Here is a 19,811-nt window from a genome sequence, read left to right as displayed (position 1 = left end):
GGATCACATATATTAATTAGGGCACAAATTATTATAAAAATGTGAATAGTATAAAAAAGTGCTTGGAAATAAATATGCTATAATCACTTACGTAAACCTTGCATTAATTCCATAATATAAATCGTTCCTGATTTATTCAGTCTAAGGATTACGGCATCCTCTCCGTGCCGCTGGGCACTCCTGGAGGGCTTCCAAGACCTGCGCACTACATTCCCTCTTCCTTTCATTTTTATGGAAACTTAGCATTTTAAACGGGATTGTTGTCATGGAATTCTTATATTTTCACCTCTCAAAAAAAACCTTGCTTTCTCCAATGGATATTACTAAAAAATGCTTTCTTATTTTCATTTTATTTTGTGCTGCTGGCTATGGCCAAGTTGAAAGTAAATCGGAATGCAATGCAATGATAGAAAAGGGGATTGCGCTGATGTTTGAGAAAAAACATGTACAGTCGCTCGAGATTTTGTTGGAAGCAACCGCAATTGCCCAAAAGAATGATTGGAGCCAGCAGGAGTTTCGCGCCGTTCTCAATACGGGTTCCAACTACTACCTTATGTCCGATTTTGGAGAGGCCCTTGAATTCTATTTAAAAGCATATGAAATAGCTATAGAACATCTCCAAACTAAAGACGAATTAACTGTCTTGAATAATATTGGCATTCTCTATTTTCAAGAGTCAAATTTACCCAAGGCTAGAGATTATTTTTTAAAGGCATATGAGCTTAGTAGCACTGATATAAACAGCAATAAGCATGGGTATTACGCCATAAATCTCGCGCTGGTTTCCAATAAAATGAATAAGGCGGAGGATGCGAGTAGATATATTCAGGAAGCGCTTCCTCTGGTTAGGGACCAGCCCGAAATAGAAATTATGGCCAAAATGGCCTTGGCGGAAAATCTTTTTATTAAATCGAATTACGACCAGGCTCGGGAAAGGGCTTTAACCCTCCTCCCCCAGTTGGTGGGTGATGCCCACGCCGATAATAGGGTATTCGTTCTCCTGCTTATCGCCCAAATTTATGAGAGGCAACAAAATTATCAACTTGCCCTGCAATATGCAAGGCGAGCAAGAGCTGCCTCCAAATCGTTGGAAAATAGGGAAGATGTCTATGAGGCGCTTTCCAAGGCCTATATATCGTTACGGGACTATGACAGTGCCTTGCGTTATAAGGACAGTGTAATTATGGCCCGAGACACACTGCAGAAAATACGCAACATTACGCTCTATGAAAACAATAAAATAAAGTTTGAAATTCAGAATTACGCCCATCAATTAAGTGAAAGCCAACTGCTTTTGCAAAAGGAAAGGCGCTTTTTCTACAGCGTTGTGGTTTTCGGACTTCTGCTTTTTGTTTTGGCCCTTTGGATATTTCGAAACCATATTACAAAACAAAAGCAAAGAAAAAAAATTACCGAACTTGAACTGGAGCAGGAAAAGTCGAAACGTCTGCTGGCGGAAAAGCAAATACGGGAACGGGAAATCGGGATAAAACTGGAGCAGCAGCGATTAAAAAATGAATTGGACTTAAAAAACAGAAAGCTTACTTCAAAGGCGGTCTATCTTTCCAGCCGCAACGAATTGATTGAGGAAATAGTAGAAACCCTCTCCGCCAATGCCCAGGTAAAGGCACAACCCGAATTGCTCTCACAGCTAAAGGCCCTGAGCAAACATCTTAAAAACAATCCCCAATTCGACAGTTTTTTCAGTCATTTTGAAGAGGTAAATCCTGGATTTTCTACTCGGCTTTTGGCCTTGCATCCCAACCTCACCCAACAGGATGTGCGGTTTATAATGTATCTCTACATGAATTTGGGAAATAACGAAATAGCATCTCTTTTAAACATTACGCCCCAATCCTGTAGAAAAAGAAAGGAGCGTATTTCCAAAAAGCTTGACCTTGGTGAAGGAAAGTCATTAGCCGTTTATATTACCACAATCTAGGGGGCTGTCACAAATTTATACGGTCCCTGTCACAAAATGTCACGCCTGTTTCCTGCCTGTCCTTCTCGCAACTTTCTATTTTTACGGGTATAACCAAAATACATTTTTATGAAAAAGACCATTATTCTTTTTGTGTTCCTTCTTATCGCCGTAGGACCTTCGGCTATGTCGCAGCTTAGTTTTGAGGCCCATGACGATTACGGACAGCTTTACGACATTTTATTTGATTCAAATCAGGAAAACACCCTATATGCCAGAACAGTGGGAAACCATATTGTTAAATCGAGCGATAGTGGCGATACTTGGCAGATTCTTTATAGCGATCCTATGGTGCAGTATTGCACCTTAAAGGACCTTCGCCTTATCAATAACTCAGAAAGCCTGAGTTTTATAGTAAAGGCTGAAGGTACGGCCTATAATAAAGTTGTAGTATTGAACCTTACCGATGGAACGGTGCAAAAGGAATATAATGTTCCAAATCCACAGGAATCCGATATTTTAATTGCGAGTTACGATATCTATAGTCCTAACAACGATATTGCTCTTCTACATACTACTTATACTATAAATTTCGGGTTTACGAATGAAGTGTTTTTAACTCTCGATGGCGGCGCCACTTGGAGAAGTATTTATTTTAGTCCCGATTACAGGGATATATCAATAAACAATGTGGCTATTTCTCCCAATAACCCTGACAAACTATTTCTTATGAGAGGGGTTTCGCCGGGGAGCGACATGGGGGGTCTGTTTGTCAGTGAGGATGGCGGTACCACCTGGGACGAAAAAATTCCAGGAAATACCTATAGTGCTATAGCATTCAACCCAGACAACAGCAATGATATTCTGTTAGGGACTTTTTATGGCTATGGTACCCACCAGGAGAATCTTTATCGCTCACAAGATGGTGGGGACACTTGGAATGTGGTCCCGTTAACCTATACTAGTATGTCCAACGACAACATCAATTTTATTAAATTTAATCCTACAAACCCTGCCAATATTGTGGTATTGGAAGAAAATGAAATAATTGTAACGCAGGACGATGGCCTTACCTGGGAGCATCAAGTTTATACTGCTATCGATCCTGAGGATTACTATTATGGATTGTCTGTTTCCTTCAATCCTTTTGAGGCCAACGATGTAATAATAACGACCGATTTTTACCCCTTCCGTTCGCTGGACGGGGGTATTACCCTTTCTAAACTTTCCAATCGTTTTGTAAATAGTACGGGTAGGATTGACGCCCATTTTGAGTCGGGTGGAAATCATTTGTACTATGGTCTCAGAAATGGGTTTATCCATAAGGACTTGGATAGCAACTCCGAAACTGGATACCGCATGCGGCCCCTCAACAATACCTTTGGGGCAACCACCTTCCCGTATGCCGATGTGGAAGTGGAAGGAAGAATCTTTAACAGCAGTCGCTTTGGAATGAATTCAGTATTGGAAATGAGTACGGACCATGGCGCCAATTATATATCCCTTTACAGTAGTATGATGTTCTTGAACATTTATACTCTGGCTACCGATCCTAGCAATACCGACCTAATTTGGTTTTCATTTGGAGAAATGGCCTATAAAGTTGACGTTACGGATGTTTCCATGCCGATTATAACCGAAGTAAACCTGCCGTCAACCAATCTGTTATATGGAATCATAATTGATCCAATGGATTCGGATAGGATAACCATTACCCAAGGAACCGCGGTCTATAGTTCTACGGATGGAGGGGCTACGTGGGAAAACACCTCCTCCGGCCTGGAAACCTTGGTTGAGGGGCAGGATATGATTTTAGATGCCAAAAGAAATCCGTTAGACCCAAACGAATATCTCTTAGCTACCACCAAGGGGATTTATCTTTCAACAAATAAAGGACAAAATTGGGTGCGGACTTTTGAGGAGTTTGTGGACAAAGTAGATTTTTCCAATATTACCTCGGGTCATATAGTAGCTCGTAACCATTACTCCGATGGCTTTTTATATCCGCGGGCCAATTCTAGAATTATTTATTCAACCGATGCGGGTCAAAACTGGGAAGTTATTTCCGGGGAGGCGTTGGAGTATATCAATTCAAGTAGTTCCATAGTACGTTTTTATGAAGATAATGCCGATGTGTTTTATGGAACTTTTGATACGGGGTTGGTGCGCTACAATATTGATTTGAGCACCCTTGATGTGGCCCAATCCCAATTAAAGGATGCTATTGCAATCTACCCAAACCCTGTCAGCACTAACTTATGGATTAGCGCTGCAGACCTACAAATCGAGGATGTGAAAATTTATACCATCAAAGGACAGCTAGTAATTCAAGTATCGGAGAATATGGAACAAATTGACATCTCCTCATTGACTAGTGGTGTTTATTTAATAAAAATAGAGACCGCCAAGCAGACATTTTTCAAGCGATTATTAAAAAAATAAGAACCTAAAAATAAGAACATATGAAAGATTTAATCAAATCCATTCCCTTAACCATCATTGTATTGATGTGTATGGGAAACGTAGGCTTTGCCCAATTTACGCAAGAAGCTAAAATAGTAAGTGAAAATCGTGAGTCGCGTGCAGAATACGGCACTTCGGTGGCTATCCTCGACAGTTATGCTGTAGTTGGAACGTCCAGGGAGAATGTTGCTTCGGGGGCGGCATATATTTATCAAAAAGATACAAATGGCGAATGGTCCTACCTTCAAAGTTTTACTGCCCCGGATCCCAATATGGGGGCCGAATACGGAGGAGGGGCGAAACTGACCGACGATCTCATGGTTATTGCCGCGGGCAGGGCGGACGTTGGCGGCTTGGAACGGGCTGGGGCCTTATATGTTTATCAACGCAATGGCTCTTCCTGGGAATATGACACTAAACTTATAGCCAGCGATTTTAGCGCAGATGCAAAGATGGGTATGAACCCTACTTCGCTCGATATGGAGGGTGCTACCATTGTAGTAGGGGCGCCAGGAGAAACCTCATGGACAGGTAGCGTGTATGTATTTGAAAAATCTGGCGGAAATTGGAGCGAGGTCCAGAAAATATTGAGTCCAAATCCACAGCAAAATGATATTTTTGGAATAGGGGTATCCCTCGATGGGGATTATATGGTGATAGGCGCCAGTGAGGAAGACAATACCAAGGGAGCAGCCCATATATACCTAAGGAATAGCAGTGGGGTGTGGGAGCACCAGCAGCGAATAACTGCCTCTGACGCCATGGGGCAAGCTTATTTCGGCACTTCGGTAGCTATATCCAATTCAAGTATCGCCATAGGTGCCTACGGGCACGCCGGGGGCGCGGGCGCAACCTATATTTTTGAGGATGACGGGTCGGGCAACTGGATAGAGACCCAGAAAATCACCGCTTCTACGCCCTCCATTGAGGCTAATTTTGGGTGGAATTGTTTGCTTCAGGACAATCATCTAATTGTTAGCGCTCCTCACCCTTATGGTGTGGAAAAAGGAGAGGTTTATGTATATGAAAGGGTTGGGGGTTCATTTACCGAAATTCAAAAGGTGGAAAGTCTAGACCTCGCCCCAGAGGATTTTTATGGATGGAATATCGAGATGGATTCAAATCAATTGATTGTAGGCGCGCCGTGGGAAGATGAGGATGCAAATGGAGGAGACCCTGTGGATCGTGCAGGCTCCGCATATATTTTTAAAAACCCCTTATTGGCCCTTAATGACTTTCAGGACAATACGGAATTCCGCATATATCCCGTTCCAACCAGTAGGAACTTGACTATAGAAGCAAGTGGTACTATAAATAACCTAAGCCTTGTAAACCAATTGGGAGCTGTACTTATGGAAAAAAAGGTTATAGCCGCAACGCAGCATACACTTGATCTTTCCCAATATGCACGAGGAATCTATTTCTTGAACATTGGAATGGACAACGGTCAAACGGTAGTGAAAAAGATTGTTGTAGAATAAATTGAAATTTTTTCCTAGGATTGTTACCCCTTAAGAATTTTCTTGAGGGGTTTTGTTTTCCACCCTTTATTGGCGCATTTTCATTTCATCTAAGGAGGGCCAGTTGTCCTTAATTGGATTATGAGCAACTGTATGTAGCAAATATTACCACTTTTTTACCTGCAAAAAAAGGAAACAATCCGGAACCACATTCCATACTTCGGCATCGTTTTTTTGCTAATTCCCATTCAATAATTATGTCTTTTTTCGGATATAAGTTAACTTCACAACCTTTTTAGGTTTATGAAAGTAATCTCTATATTCTTATTTCTCCTTTTCGGCCCTTTTTTGCTGGCCCAGAGTACAGCAGAATTGGACAGTCTTTTGCTGCAGGGAATAAATGCGAGAAGTAATAAGGAATATTCCCGATCATTGGAATTATTGACCAAAGTACGCACGGTTGCCGAAGAAAACCAATGGCATAAGCAGCAGTTTTTGGCCATCAACAACATAGGGGCCAATTATTATTCCATGTTGGATTACGGGGAGGCGCTGGACAACTATCTGGAGGCATATACCATAGCCTTAAAATACTTGGATGGAAATGAAGAGATGATTGTGCTTAACAACATTGCAATTCTCTATAGTAAGGAAGGCGACTTCCAAAAGGCAGAAGAGTATTTCTCCAAGGCCTATGTATTGGCCAAAGCGCATAAGGAAAAAGTGAAAATTGGGTTATATGCCGTGAATCTTGGGATCGTATCCAATCAACAGGATAAAATAGAGCAGGCCGCTACCTATTTGGCAGAGGCAAAGGAAATGCTGAAAAAGGAGCCTTCCCTGGCTATTTTGGTAGAAATAGCCTTGGCCGAGAACCATTACAAACGGGGAGAGCTCCCCGCTGCAAAAGCCCTGGCAGAAAAAATACTGCCAGAATTGGATGCCATTGCCTTTAGTGAAGAGCTGATTTCCATATTGGTATTGCTTTCCAATATTGCGGCAGATATGGGAGACATAAGTCAGGCCATTGAATATGCACAGGCTGCCCAAAAGGCTGCTGTAAATCCTGAACATCAAATAAGCGCTTATGGGCAATTGGCTGAGGTATATATTAAAAATGGAGCATACGATAAGGCCCTAACAGCAAAGGATTCCATTATTTCCCTCACCGAATCGCTAAACCAACTGAAAAATGGCCGATTGTTTGAAACCAACCGGGTAAAGTTTGAAATTGCCGATTATAGAAGAGAATTGCAACAGAGCAGGGAACTGCGGCAAAAGGAACGCACAACCCTATACAGCCTTTTGGGCATTTCCTTTTTGTGTATTTTGCTAATTGCCTGGGCCTTGTACAACAGCTATATAAAAAATAAGCAGCGAAAAAGATTGCATCAACAGAATAGGGAATTTATAGAATTGGAACTTCAGAAAAAAGAAAGTGACAACCTCCTGCTCGAAAAACAATTGCACGCCAAGGAGGCGGTAGCTATGCTGGAGCAGGAACGCCTAAAGAATGAAATAGAAAATAGAAATAGGAAGTTAGCGGCAAAGGCCCTTCAAATTTCGGGGCGCAATGAATTGATAAAGGAGGTTATCAACAGTTTGACCCACCAATCTGAAGTTGCGCGCAATGCATTTTTATCCACTAAAATAAAGGAACTTAAAAAACTGCTCAAAAACGACTCGGAATGGGCAAGCTTTCTCACCCATTTTGAAGAGGTGAACCATGGGTGGCTTACAAAGCTTCGCAATAACCACCCCGAATTGACGGCCAATGATATTCGATATCTAAGTTATCTATATATGGATCTTACTACCAAGGAAATAGCCTCCCTCTTTAATATAACCGTCGAGGCCACCCGCAAGCGGAAAGAGCGAATTAGCAATAAAATTGGACTGGAAGATAGCGCTGCCTTATATCCTTATATTACAGCACTTTAATAGGGGATGTCACGCTTTTTCCAAAAGCCGTCGCACTAATTAGGATGAATTTTTAGGGCTATTGAAGATAATTCCTGAATATTGGGTTCCACTAAAAATTTTTAAATATGAAAAAATTTACCCTTCTCTTTGTTGTAATATTTATTTTTCAATCTGCCGTATACGCCCAGTTTGAGGTGACGGGTTCGGATGATTTCGGGCGGCTGTTTGATGTTACCTATGATGCCAACGTGCCCAATAAGGTGTATGCCGTAACTCTTGGAAACCACATAGTAGTTTCTGAGGATAATGGCGCCAGCTGGGATATTTTATATTCCCTTTTCATTGGACAGGGAGCGAGCATCCGCGATTTAAAACTCTCGCCAGATGGTACGGCCCTCACCTTTTCGGCATATTTGCCGAATAGCAGTTTAAATGAAATAAGAATATACGATATTGCCACCGCGGCCATTGTAAAATCCTTCCCATTGCCAAACCGGATGGATAGCGCCTATGTTACTTCATACGATTTTTACGACGGCGATACCGATATCTTATTGGTCGATACCAACTTTCCAGTAGGAATGAGTACTGAGGGAAAGACTTTTTACACGGCCGATGGAGGCAATAATTGGAATATGATCTACTACACCAATGACCATGACACCGTATTCTTAAACGACGTAGCCATAAGCCCAAACAATCCCGATAAATTTTTTCTCACCCGTGGCAATGGCAGTACCGGGGTGGACGGGGGTCTCTTTGTGTCTGAGGATGCGGGGCAAACATGGGAAGAGAAACTTCCTGGAATCATTTTGGATCCCATAAGTTTTGACCCCGCAAACCATCAACATGTTCTGATGGGTACGGGCATCAGTTTTGGAGGTACCGTTGAAAACCTGTATAAATCCATTGATGGGGGCGAAAATTTTAATATTGTTCCTATCACTTGGACAGCTGGAATTTTGGATTGCATCAACGTAATACGTTTTAATGAGAACAACCCTTCACAAATCATAGTATTGGAAGAAAATGAAATTGCAATTTCGGAAGATGGAGGCAATACTTGGGAGAACTTTGTTTATCCGGATGATGACCCGCAGAGTTACTATTATGGGCTGCAGGCGAGTTACAATCCGCAAAATTCTGAGGAAATTTTTATCAGTGCCAACTATGTTCCCTTATTTTCTTCCGATGGCGGCGAAACCCTGAGTTGGTCCAAAAGCCCCTATTTTGTTAGTACGGGAAATATAGATATGTATTTAAATGGTGCGAATGCCAATCTATATTACGGCGTTCAATTCGGCTACGTGCATCGCGACCTTAATACCGGTACCGATACGCCTTATGATATTGTACCCTTGAATATTTTCTCAAACACTCCTGGCCAAACGCAATATGCAGATAAGATTACGCCAAATCGTGTTTACACTTTTTCCTCCAGTTTTATGGGGTCCAGCCTTAGAATGAGCAACGATAATGGTGCTACCGAAAGCGAATTGTTGATGATTTTCGCCAATAGACTGACTGCCGTAGCAACCTTCCCAAATGCTCCCCAGACCATTTTGGCAGCCTTCGGAGGCTTCGAACGGAGTGAAACCCAGTTAAAGAGAATAGATTTTAGCGACATTAACAATATTTCGGTAACCGATATCACTTTACCCAGTCTTGATTACATCCATGAAATACTTATTGATACTACAGGAAAAATTATAATGCCGGTTGGTATAGAAGTGTATTCCTCGATGGATGGTGGCACCACTTGGACCAACAATAGCAGTGGGCTAGATGTTTTGGGTGCCAATGACCTCATTTTTGACCTGCAAAGAGATGCCTTGGATAATAACCGAATGGCCTTGGCAAGCTCAAAAGGCATTTTTATGTCAGAGGATGGAGGTGAAAACTGGATGCGAAAAACCACTTCCCTGGTTTTTAATGTAGCCTTTTCAACCGAAACGGAAGGGGCGATGATGGCTTCCACATACAGTTCGGAATTCTCTGAATTTACACTCCATTACTCTACCGATGGAGGAGAAACGTGGGCGTCCATCAATAATGAACAATTGTTGGGTATAGGCTCGGGTTCCTCCTCCTATCTGTTTGGCGAAAATTCCGTGACGGCCTTCATCGGTTCCTTTGACCTTGGCCTGGTAGAATATACAGTAGATTTGAATGTTGCCGGAATCCCAGATTTTGGAAATGGCGATAAGGAAATAGCCATTTATCCCAACCCTGCCTCTGAGGTATTGAATATCAGTCTAAAAAACTCAAGGGTGAACCGAGTAACCCTTTATACGCTATTGGGTGCCAAGGTATTGGATAGGGAAGATACTTCCAGGGTAGATATTTCAAACTTGGCTGTGGGCACTTATTTGGTGCGCGTATTGGATAGCAACAGAAAATTATTCTTTAAAAAAATCGTGAAACAATAGGCATTAAAATTTAATGATGTGGTGAAGGAGCTCCCGGGAATTTATATTTGGGAGCTTTTGGCGCACTCAAAATCCTCCTTATGCCGAAGCCATAGCAAAGCCATAGCGAAGTCATTAAATTGTAAGAATAATGGTATATTTTCCTACAAAATTAAATGTATTACATATTTACTTGGGAACAGCTTGGGAAAAATGGCAATAATCCATTCCGCCATATTTCCGTCTAAACCTTGCTTTATTAAGGTTTTACCTCTTTTATAAGAATTTAAAAATTATATAAATAAAACCACACTTCTTCTTTCCTTTCACTCTTTCCCAATCTCCATCACCCATAAAAAATCACTGCTCATAAAAAAATGGGGAAATATCTTATCTGGTATCCCCTTATATAAAGGGCTTTTGGAAATTTCGCAAAATAAATCGCGCCCATCTTGTTCCGTCCTTGTGAACAATCACCTGCCTCCAAAGCCATCTTTGCAGTTCACTTTAAATTATTTTATTATGGCTAAACAAACTGGAATTATCAAGTTAAAAGGCACTATCGATGATATTGCCTTCTACAAAACCACAGACGGTCACCTTGCCCGAGCTAAGGGAGGAGTTGACCGCGACAAGATCCTTCACAGTGCTGCATTTGCACGCACCTGTGAAAACAACTCCGAATTCGGTCGGGCAGGCCAGGGCGGTAAATTAATTCGCACCGCCCTCCGATCCCTGATGCAAAAGGCTAAGGACCGCCGTGTGGTAAGTAGGCTCACCACCCTCTTACTGGCTATCATTAAAACCGATGCCGTAAACTCCCGTGGCAATCGTACCCTTTCGGAAGGCAACCTGGCAATGCTTGAGGACTTCGACTTTAACATTAATGGAAAACTGGGCACCACCTTCTTCGGCCAGTTCATCCCAAGTTTTGATCGGGTTACGGGCGATGCCACCATTGCCATCGAAGCCTTTACCGCCACTGAGCAAATTGGCGCTCCATCGGGTACTAGCCACTTTAAATTGGCAATGGGCGTCGCTGAGTTGGATTTCCCAAACAAAACCTTTTCCTTCAGCGAGATGCATATGGGTATCCTGCCATACGACAACTCGGCTGTAGCAGCGGCAAACCTTACCGCTTCGGTAAACCCCAATTCAACCCTGCCGGTAGTAGTCGTTATGGGTATCGAGTTTTACCAAGAGGTAAATGGCGAGTACTATTCCCTAAAGAATGGTGCCTTCAACGCCCTGAATGTGGTAAATGTTGACGATGTGTAAATGGAACTTGTCCTAACAAGGGTTTATAAGCGTGGGGGTACCAATGGTACCCTCACCTTAAACGGACACTTCGTCTGCTTTACCATTGAGCTTCCTTGGAAAGAGAACAAACAAAATAGTTCCTGCATCCCGGAAGGCAACTACGAACTGAGGTCCCGAACCTCCACCAAATTCCACAACCACTTGGAAATCTTGGACGTGCAAAACAGAAGTTATATCCTAATCCATCCCGCAAACAATGCCATCACCCAACTGCGTGGCTGTATTGCCCCGGTCAACCTGTTAACGGGTATTGGTACGGGTATCAACTCTAAACTGGCCCTACAGAAACTCCTCTCCCTATACCATCAGGCTAGGGATAAAAATGAAAAAGTAATCCTTAACATTAATTCAAATCGGTATGAATATCTTAAACAGATACAAAAGTCCTACTCCTAAGTTCTTTCGAACCCTGCGCAATGTGGGCCTCGGCTTGGCAACGGCCGGCGGCACCCTGCTCGCGGCGCCTGTAGCCCTTCCGGCCTGGCTGCTTTCCGCCGCTACCTACGTAGTGGTCGCTGGCACAGTGGCCACGGCTATAAGTCAGGCAACGGTTCAGGGTGAGGATCCTGAGCCCCCACAAGCGCCTAATGGTGGTCTCTAAGGAGATTCCCTTTATAGCCGGCACCATTGGAGGTTTTTTGGCTTCTACGCTCCCCAATATAGGTTCCCAACAACTTATCACAACCTGTATCTTGGCGATTATAGGCGCAATAATTAGTTTCTTTACAACCCTCCTCTTACGTAAAATTGTAGCTGTGTCAACCACATATTTCTCCACAATTAGAAGATGGTTTAAGAAATTATAACCCTCCTAAATATCAAAACCGTTAGGAATCTTACATCCTAACGGTTTTTTTTAGTATGTCCTTGCACTTTGTAGCCTTAGTTACCCTAGCTTTTTGGGCTGTGGTTAAATCCCAGATCGGGATTACCGAAGAAAAGCTTCCTAAAACCTGAACAGCGTCTTTCGATAAACTTTAAACTACGCTGAAGTGGATGGGCTTTTTTTGTTTATGGACGTTTTGTAATGTGGCTGCACCAAAATATTTGTTTAAAGGAATGGATGCTTTATATAAATAGATAATTTAAAAAAACTATAAGAAGTAAGAACTCCCCCACAATAATTGTTTTTTTATAAAATCTGGTTTTGGTGAACTTGACTGAATTGAGAATAATTTTATTTTTGACATATTAAAAACCAGTCGATTAATGAAGCGAATACTTCCCTTAATCTTTATCCTTTTTCTCCTTTCCTGTTCAAAAAAGGACGACTACAAGAACAGTTCGCGGGCCACGGGATGGAAAATGATTGGCCGGATGGGCGGTTTTGCCAAAAATTATAATAAAAAGACCAAAGAACAGGAAACGGGTCCGGGCCTGGTTTTTATTGAAGGTGGAACATTCACCATGGGCCGCGTGCAGGATGACCCTATGGGCGACTGGAACAATATTCCCAACCAGCAGCATGTAATGTCGTTTTATATGGACGAGACAGAGGTTACCAACCTGATGTACTTGGAGTATTTGGACTGGCTAAAACGTGTATTTCCACCCGATGATGAAAATTATGGAAATATCTATGCCAGTGCGCTTCCCGATACCTTGGCCTGGCGCAATCCTCTGGGTTTTAATGAAGCTATGGTGAAGAATTACCTGCGCCATCCCGCGTTTTCAGAATATCCGGTGGTGGGCGTAAGTTGGTTGCAGGCAGTAAATTTTTGCAAATGGCGAACCGATAGGGTGAATGAAAAATTATTGGAAGATGCCGATTTTACAGCACTTAATGCTAGATACAATATCAAAGCAAACGAAATATTTTCAACAGAAACCTATATCAAAGCACCTACTTTAGCATATGGAGGTAATGATTCCATCTTAAATGGTGGTAAACGTTCCAGTCGTCTTGTAGAACTTAAAAAAGATAGTACAATTCTGGGTGCTAAACATACCGACTTATATATGCAGCGCCGTGATGGGATCTTCCTTCCAGAGTACCGCCTACCCACTGAAGCTGAATGGGAATATGCTGCCTTGGGGCTCGACGGAATTAGAGAATATAATATTCATAAAGGACGAAAAAAGTATCCTTGGAACGGACAATACACCCGCTCCGGAAAACGTAAGTCGCGCGGCGACCAATTGGCAAACTTTAAACAATCGTATGGAGATTACGGTGGAATAGCCGGTTGGAGCGATGACAATGCCGATATTACCGCCCAAGTAAAAAGCTATCCCCCAAACGACTACGGTCTATATGATATGGCTGGAAATGTGGCAGAATGGGTAGCCGATGTATACAGACCAATTGTGGAAGACGATTATAACGACTTCAATTATTATCGAGGAAATGTTTATACCAAAGACTCCCGAAATTCTGATGGTACTTTTAACGTTGTGACTATAGATTCTATAATTTATGACACCCTGCCCACCGGCAAACTCATTCCAAGGCAACTTCCGGGAGAACTGATTCAAGTTCCTGTAGATGAATGGGAAACCTACCTTCGTATAAATTTTTCAACAAGTGACAACAGAAATTTTAAGGACGGCGATCAAAGATCAAAACTGTATAATGCCAAAAACCAATCTTCCAGCGATTATCCGATGTACAACGCGCCGATCCATAAAGTCTTTGTCGATAGCACGGGCAAAATTCATCGTGAATATGATAAAAGTTCCAATAGAACCACATTGATAAATGATGAGGTTCGCGTTTATAAAGGCGGTTCGTGGCGCGATAGGGATTATTGGCTGGACCCGGCCCAAAGACGGTTTTTGCCACAATATATGGCTACAGACTATATTGGTTTTAGGTGCGCTATGTCCAGGGTGGGTTCTAAGACCAATAAGAAAAAACGACCGCGCCGATAATTTTTTTCAAAAAAGGGTAGGGTATTTTTTAAGATAATTGTTCAATATATGAATACCACAAAAGAAGCAATCAATTTTTTTTTGCTATATTTATAACAGCCACTAAAACAATTGTTTATGAAACGCAGAAACTTTATAAAGAAATCAGGCCAGGCCTTGCTTGCCGTTTCAACCATCTCAATTACAGGAGCTATTATTTCTTCTTGTTCTTCGGATGATTCAGATGACTTTTTTGATGATGGCTACTATGATAATGGTTATTACGGTGACGGCTATTACGATGATGGCTATTACGATGATGGCTATTACGATGATGGTTATTATGACGACGGTTATTATGATGATGGTTACTATGACGACGGCTACTATGGCGATGCCCAAGTAATTCGTGATATTTTAATTGCCACAAACTGGAAAGTTGCCAGTTATATAGATAGTGGCGTTGATGAAACCGGAGACTATAACGGTTATACGGTTGATTTTAAAGTAAATGACCAAGTTACTGCCACAAATGGAAGCAATACCAATAATGGAAGCTGGTTGGTGAATGGTTCCGGGAATGAATTGACCCTAAACTTTACGGGAGTTCCTTTTAACGAATTTAATGACGATTGGGATATTGTAAGTGTCCTGCCTACCAGAATAGAACTGCGCGATGTGAGCGGAGGCGGCGGTGGAACCGATATTCTTATATTTGAGAAAATATAGTCTGTTTGTTGTCTTTTGTATTTGATTGGACATTTCTCTAAAAACTTTTCAGAAATGTCCAATTTTATTTAATCCCTTCTTTTATTTTGAAAAAAATTCTATTCCTCCACGATACATTTTTGGAAACTCCCCGCGGTGCTGAGCTGACCATTAAAGAATTAATGGCGCTTGGCGAAACTAAAAACCATTCCGTTTCCGTAGATTTTCTGAGGAATTTTGAGGAAACAAAAAGTAAAATTTCAGAAGCAGATTTAATAGTTTTAAACAGTACTTCCCGATGTCATTTTGAGTTGGACTTGGTGGAGTATCTCCTTTCGCAGAACGTTCCGTATATTAAAGTGGAATATGATTATAATTTCTGCATACGCCGAAATATTTTATGCACCGTAGATTATAACGTACGCAATTGTTGCAACCCCGATAAATTTCATCTTTTCAGAAATTTGTTTTCCGGCGCGGCCCTAAATGTTTTTCAATCGCCGAAACATTACCAATCACATTTCGAATTTTATGGAGAAGCCGTAACAAAACATTTAATCATGCCGCCCACAGTAGATGTTGCCAATTTGAAACCTTCCGAAGAAAAAGACGAAGAAACAATTCCTTTTTTTGGGGATCTCAACTTTTTAAAGGGCGGGCACGACTATGTAACCTATGCCGAAGAACATCCTGAATTAAAATTTAAGGTTTTCGGAAAAAACCGATTGCGTCGTGAAATGCCAACGAACATAACTTTTCATGAGCCCGTTTCAAACGCGGAAGTACTTGAAATTCTTGGAAAGACAAAACAATTTATATGTAAGCCAGTTTGGCCAGAACCCTCGGGAAGGCTTGCTGCAGAAGCATTTCTCTCGGGCTGCGAAATACTCTCAAATGATAGAATAGGCACGTTTTCATTTGACTTTTACCCTGATAATTTTGAAAAGGCCAAAGCCGAAATGCTGCAGGCCCCGGAAAATTTTTGGAATGCAGTTTCTAGCATATTAACCAATTCAGGAAAGACCAAAGCGCCCAAATTGAAGAAGGTTTTAGTCTATAAAAGCTATGGCGGCCTGGGCGATATTTTCTTCGCCATTCCAGCTATCTATAAATTGGCGGCAGTTTCTGAAGAGCTTCATTTTGCTGTGGCGCCGAGACTTGTGGATTTTTTCCGTAGACATTTAAAAGGGGTCAAGGTAGTGGGTGAACCCGAAGCGCGCAATCAGGAATCCAATTACAGCAACATCTACGAACTGGGCAATTATCCAGCTTTTCGAGGCTATGATTTGCCGCACGCCCTGAAATATCCAACCCATAAAAAAGTAAAGCAGCACGCCATTCAGCATTATATAGACACGGTTTCAAAACTGCATATTGATATAGACAATCATTTGGAAAGCTACCCCTATTTTGAAAATAATATAAAGGCTTCAAATTCTTATTTCGTCGTACATCATGGAGCTGGTTTTTTACTTAAAATTTGGCCAACTGAAAAATATGCGGCTTTAATTGAAAGGCTGCGCGTAATCTTCCCAAATTTAGATTGCAAAGTTATTATGGGGCCGGACGACCCTGACCTTGCCAAATATTTCTCCAAACCAATGCCGCACGTTGAGTTCATTACTGGTGGAATGGAAGATGTGGGCGAGGCGATGGCAGGCGCATTGTTCCATATTGGTAATGATGCCGGAATAACCCATGTGGCTGGAGCGTTTAATGTGCCCACTGTGGGAATCTATGGGCCCACCGGTCCGGGAAGTTGGGGCAGCTTTGCGGAGCACAACGAGCTTATCTGGGGAAAAAAAGGCGTTTGCAACCTTAAATGTAATTATGACGTAATCTTGAACTGTGCCCACAGAATCTGCTTAACATCTGTAACGTTAGAGAGGGTTCTGGAGGCACTTTACAAGGTCTTGCAGCGTGCTTATTATCCCCAAAATAATTCGCAACTTCGGTTAAATCCACAAGTATCTATAGAATTTGGCAAAAAAGATTGTTTGGTGAAGTTGGGCGAAAACGAATTATTGTTGGAATACCACAGCAATGCAATGAAAACCGAGGTTGAGAAATTGCTTTCGAGTGAAATTTCAAAAGAACCAAACGCAGGAGATTTGAAAATGGTTACCGACGTTTTAGTGCAACAAAATATTATTTTTAATGTTCCCACATTCGCCTAAAATTGTTTTTTTTGAAATACACTTTTAGTATCTTCACGAGCCAAATTAAAAAAAATGATTTCAGAAACCATAAAGAACCGTCGTGCGGTTTTTCCTGCCCAGTATAACGACCAGCCCATTTCCAAAGAAGAAGTTTTAACCATCCTTGAAAGCGCAAATTGGGCGCCAACCCACAAGCGCACCGAACCGTGGCGTTTTAAAGTTTTTCATGGCGTGTCACAAATTGCCTTGGGGAAATTCATATCCGAAACCTACAAACAAACTACAGAAAACTTCTCAGAGTTTACGTACAATAAATTCATGGACAATCCTGTAAAAGCGGGATGCGTAATAGCAATCTGTATGCAGCGAGATCCAAAGGAGAGTATTCCGGAGTGGGAAGAAATTGCCGCCACAGCAATGGCCGTGCAGAACATGTGGCTAACAGCGCACGATATGGGCATCGGTGCCTATTGGGCATCTCCAGGGGTTTTAAAATATATGGATAAATTTATTCAGATGGAGGAGGGCGAGCAGTGCTTGGGCTTTTTCTATTTGGGAAAATATGACGACGAGCTTCCCGAAGGCACCCGCAAGACTTCCATTGAGGCAAAAACTGTCTGGGTGTAAATATTCAAGATTTAAGATTCAAGATTCCTAAAAAAACTCACAGGTTTTTATAAAAGCTGTGGGTTTTTTTATATCCCATCATAACTTTAACAACTAAAGAATTAGTTTAAACTAAAAAATTAGTTATATTTGAAATGTTAAGCACAAGAGATATGAAACAATTAACAAAAGCAGAAGAAGACATTATGCAAATCCTGTGGGATTTGGAAGAGGCAAACGTGGCCGCAATTATAGAGCAACTGCCTGGGCCAAAACCGGCATATAACACGGTTTCCACCATTGTCCGTATTCTGGAAAGCAAGGATTTTGTGGATTATAGAAAGGAAGGTCGCGGGCACGTATATTTTCCAAAAGTGAAGAAAACCGAATATAGCAATCAATCCCTGCACAAATTAATGGAGGGTTATTTCCAAGGTTCCTTTAAAAGTATGGTTTCTTTTTTTATGAAGAAAAACGATATCAGCATTCAGGAAATGGAGACAATTATGGAAGAAATCAATTCTGAAAAAAACGGGAAATGATACATACACTATTTCAAATATTCGTTTTTCAAGTACTGTTTTTGGCGGTATATGATCTCTTTTTGAAAAAGGAGACGTTCTTCAACCTAAACAGATTGTATTTATTGATAGCACCTATTTTAGGCTTTATTTTACCGTTTGTAAGCCTTGGGTTTATTCAACAGCGCATTCCACAAGAGTATATAATTCAATTGCCAGCAGTAGTAATTGGCGGTGGGGTTTCTGAAATGGTTTCAAGTGGAAATAATTGGTGGATCCCCAATTTTACGGCACTTTGGATTTTTGGTATGGTTTTAAGCGCATTGCTTTTGTGCGTTAAATTTTATAAAATCATAAAGCTGAAATTTACGGCAAATACCCAAAAATTCCCAAAGTTTAAATTAGTGACGCTTCCAAAGACTGATATAGCCTTTTCCTTTTTCAACAGTATTTTTTTAGGCGAAAACATTTCCGAAGAAAACAAAGCCAGCATTATTGCCCATGAAAAAATTCACATTGAGCAAAAACATTCGTTGGACCTTCTCTTTTTTGAAATGCTCCGTATCGTCTTTTGGTTCAACCCAATGATTTATTTGTTTCAAAATAGAATTGCCACACTGCACGAATATATTGCGGATGCTAAAGTGACCATCCAAAAAGATAAAAAACAATATTATCAGAGCCTGCTTTCGGAAGTATTCCAAACCGAAAAAATATCATTCATCAATACATTTTTCAATCAATCATTAATCAAAAAACGAATCATTATGTTACAAAAATCAAAATCCACAAAAACCGCCCAATTCAAGTATTTACTGCTACTGCCAATAATTTGCGGCATGCTGGTTTATACTGCTTGCAGTAACGACCCCAAAGCAGAGGAGCAAAAAAATGTCTCTCAGTCAGACTCTGAAGTAATGAACAAGATCAACGAGCTGGCCGAAGCCATAATGAAAAAGGGCGAAATGACCCCCGAGGAGGAGAAGGCACTGAAATTGCTCACTACCGAAGCACAACCGGGCGATAAGGTTTATACTTCCGTCCAGGAATATTTGAATGAAACCGAAGACACCCTAAGAATAAATAAAAATCAAGACTATCTGATTGCAGAGATAGAAAAGGTACCAACCTACCCCGGTTGTTCGGGCGATAATGAAACCTTGAAGAAATGTTTCACAAAACGAATCAGTGCCTTTATTGGAGAAAATTTCAACACAAAACTTGGGAAGGATTTGGGTCTCACGGGCAGACAACGCATTGTTGTTCAATTTAAAATCGACAAATCGGGAAGCATCGCTGACGTAAAAGCAAAAGCTCCAAAACCAGAGCTTGAAGCAGAAGCAATACGTATTGTGCAAAAACTGCCGCAAATGCAGCCCGGCGAGCAGGATGGTAAAAAAGTAAGTGTTATTTATTCCTTGCCAATTGTATTTGAAGTAAAATAGATTTCAACTTAAATATCTAAAAAGCCG

General features: G+C 41.4%; 13 protein-coding genes. All 13 read left to right on the top strand.

The window, feature by feature from the left end:
* Nucleotides 1-313: 313 nt before the first annotated feature.
* The 13 genes from LS48_RS08565 (at nt 314) to LS48_RS08500 (ending at nt 19,784) form a co-directional block, all read left to right on the top strand.
* On the top strand, nt 314-1,942 hold the full coding sequence (locus tag LS48_RS08565; protein ID WP_157881727.1) for a tetratricopeptide repeat protein: 1,629 nt from the start codon (nt 314-316) through the stop codon (nt 1,940-1,942).
* Nucleotides 1,943-2,050: 108 nt separating this feature from the next.
* A complete protein-coding gene (locus LS48_RS08560; protein ID WP_062621990.1) occupies nt 2,051-4,363 on the top strand; it encodes a T9SS type A sorting domain-containing protein in 2,313 nt (770 codons plus the stop codon).
* Between the two features lie 20 nt (nt 4,364-4,383).
* A complete protein-coding gene (locus tag LS48_RS08555; protein WP_062621987.1) occupies nt 4,384-5,865 on the top strand; it encodes a T9SS type A sorting domain-containing protein in 1,482 nt (493 codons plus the stop codon).
* A 282-nt stretch (nt 5,866-6,147) separates the two neighbouring features.
* On the top strand, nt 6,148-7,785 hold the full coding sequence (locus LS48_RS08550) for a tetratricopeptide repeat protein (protein ID WP_062621986.1): 1,638 nt from the start codon (nt 6,148-6,150) through the stop codon (nt 7,783-7,785).
* Between the two features lie 107 nt (nt 7,786-7,892).
* On the top strand, nt 7,893-10,196 hold the full coding sequence (locus LS48_RS08545; RefSeq protein ID WP_062621984.1) for a T9SS type A sorting domain-containing protein: 2,304 nt from the start codon (nt 7,893-7,895) through the stop codon (nt 10,194-10,196).
* Nucleotides 10,197-10,697: 501 nt separating this feature from the next.
* Nucleotides 10,698-11,453 (top strand): hypothetical protein, encoded by a 756-nt coding sequence (locus LS48_RS08540; RefSeq protein WP_062621982.1) that lies wholly within the window; start codon nt 10,698-10,700, stop codon nt 11,451-11,453.
* Nucleotides 11,454-11,891 (top strand): DUF5675 family protein, encoded by a 438-nt coding sequence (locus LS48_RS08535; protein ID WP_062621980.1) that lies wholly within the window; start codon nt 11,454-11,456, stop codon nt 11,889-11,891.
* Nucleotides 11,892-12,704: 813 nt separating this feature from the next.
* Nucleotides 12,705-14,366 carry a gliding motility lipoprotein GldJ gene (gldJ, locus tag LS48_RS08525; protein ID WP_062621976.1) on the top strand — a complete coding sequence of 554 codons (1,662 nt, stop codon included), beginning with the start codon at nt 12,705-12,707 and terminating at the stop codon, nt 14,364-14,366.
* A 117-nt stretch (nt 14,367-14,483) separates the two neighbouring features.
* Nucleotides 14,484-15,074 carry a hypothetical protein gene (locus tag LS48_RS15590; protein WP_062621974.1) on the top strand — a complete coding sequence of 197 codons (591 nt, stop codon included), beginning with the start codon at nt 14,484-14,486 and terminating at the stop codon, nt 15,072-15,074.
* Between the two features lie 86 nt (nt 15,075-15,160).
* Nucleotides 15,161-17,230 (top strand): glycosyltransferase family 9 protein, encoded by a 2,070-nt coding sequence (locus LS48_RS08515; protein ID WP_062621972.1) that lies wholly within the window; start codon nt 15,161-15,163, stop codon nt 17,228-17,230.
* A gap of 54 nt (nt 17,231-17,284) precedes the next feature.
* Nucleotides 17,285-17,839 carry a nitroreductase family protein gene (locus LS48_RS08510; protein ID WP_062621971.1) on the top strand — a complete coding sequence of 185 codons (555 nt, stop codon included), beginning with the start codon at nt 17,285-17,287 and terminating at the stop codon, nt 17,837-17,839.
* Between the two features lie 152 nt (nt 17,840-17,991).
* The gene (locus tag LS48_RS08505; RefSeq protein ID WP_062621969.1) at nt 17,992-18,360 is read left to right on the top strand and encodes a BlaI/MecI/CopY family transcriptional regulator; all 369 of its coding nucleotides are present in this window, start codon (nt 17,992-17,994) and stop codon (nt 18,358-18,360) included.
* Nucleotides 18,357-19,784 carry a M56 family metallopeptidase gene (locus LS48_RS08500; RefSeq protein ID WP_076692434.1) on the top strand — a complete coding sequence of 476 codons (1,428 nt, stop codon included), beginning with the start codon at nt 18,357-18,359 and terminating at the stop codon, nt 19,782-19,784. Before LS48_RS08505 ends, LS48_RS08500 begins: the two co-directional genes overlap by 4 nt.
* Nucleotides 19,785-19,811 lie beyond the last annotated feature (27 nt).

It is taken from the genome of Aequorivita aquimaris, assembly GCF_001573155.1.
In the GTDB taxonomy this organism is placed as follows: domain Bacteria; phylum Bacteroidota; class Bacteroidia; order Flavobacteriales; family Flavobacteriaceae; genus Aequorivita; species Aequorivita aquimaris.
Note: the sequence above shows the minus strand (reverse complement) of the source record. Positions and strands in the feature narration are given on the sequence as shown.

Excerpts from the sequence above, each read along its gene's own strand:
- LS48_RS08565 (WP_157881727.1), top strand. The coding sequence starts at position 314 with ATGGATATTACTAAAAAATGCTTTCTTATTTTCATTTTATTTTGTGCT.
- LS48_RS08560 (WP_062621990.1), top strand. The coding sequence starts at position 2,051 with ATGAAAAAGACCATTATTCTTTTTGTGTTCCTTCTTATCGCCGTAGGA.
- LS48_RS08555 (WP_062621987.1), top strand. The coding sequence starts at position 4,384 with ATGAAAGATTTAATCAAATCCATTCCCTTAACCATCATTGTATTGATG.
- LS48_RS08550 (WP_062621986.1), top strand. The coding sequence starts at position 6,148 with ATGAAAGTAATCTCTATATTCTTATTTCTCCTTTTCGGCCCTTTTTTG.
- LS48_RS08545 (WP_062621984.1), top strand. The coding sequence starts at position 7,893 with ATGAAAAAATTTACCCTTCTCTTTGTTGTAATATTTATTTTTCAATCT.
- LS48_RS08540 (WP_062621982.1), top strand. The coding sequence starts at position 10,698 with ATGGCTAAACAAACTGGAATTATCAAGTTAAAAGGCACTATCGATGAT.
- LS48_RS08535 (WP_062621980.1), top strand. The coding sequence starts at position 11,454 with ATGGAACTTGTCCTAACAAGGGTTTATAAGCGTGGGGGTACCAATGGT.
- gldJ (WP_062621976.1), top strand. The coding sequence starts at position 12,705 with ATGAAGCGAATACTTCCCTTAATCTTTATCCTTTTTCTCCTTTCCTGT.
- LS48_RS15590 (WP_062621974.1), top strand. The coding sequence starts at position 14,484 with ATGAAACGCAGAAACTTTATAAAGAAATCAGGCCAGGCCTTGCTTGCC.
- LS48_RS08510 (WP_062621971.1), top strand. The coding sequence starts at position 17,285 with ATGATTTCAGAAACCATAAAGAACCGTCGTGCGGTTTTTCCTGCCCAG.
- LS48_RS08505 (WP_062621969.1), top strand. The coding sequence starts at position 17,992 with ATGAAACAATTAACAAAAGCAGAAGAAGACATTATGCAAATCCTGTGG.
- LS48_RS08500 (WP_076692434.1), top strand. The coding sequence starts at position 18,357 with ATGATACATACACTATTTCAAATATTCGTTTTTCAAGTACTGTTTTTG.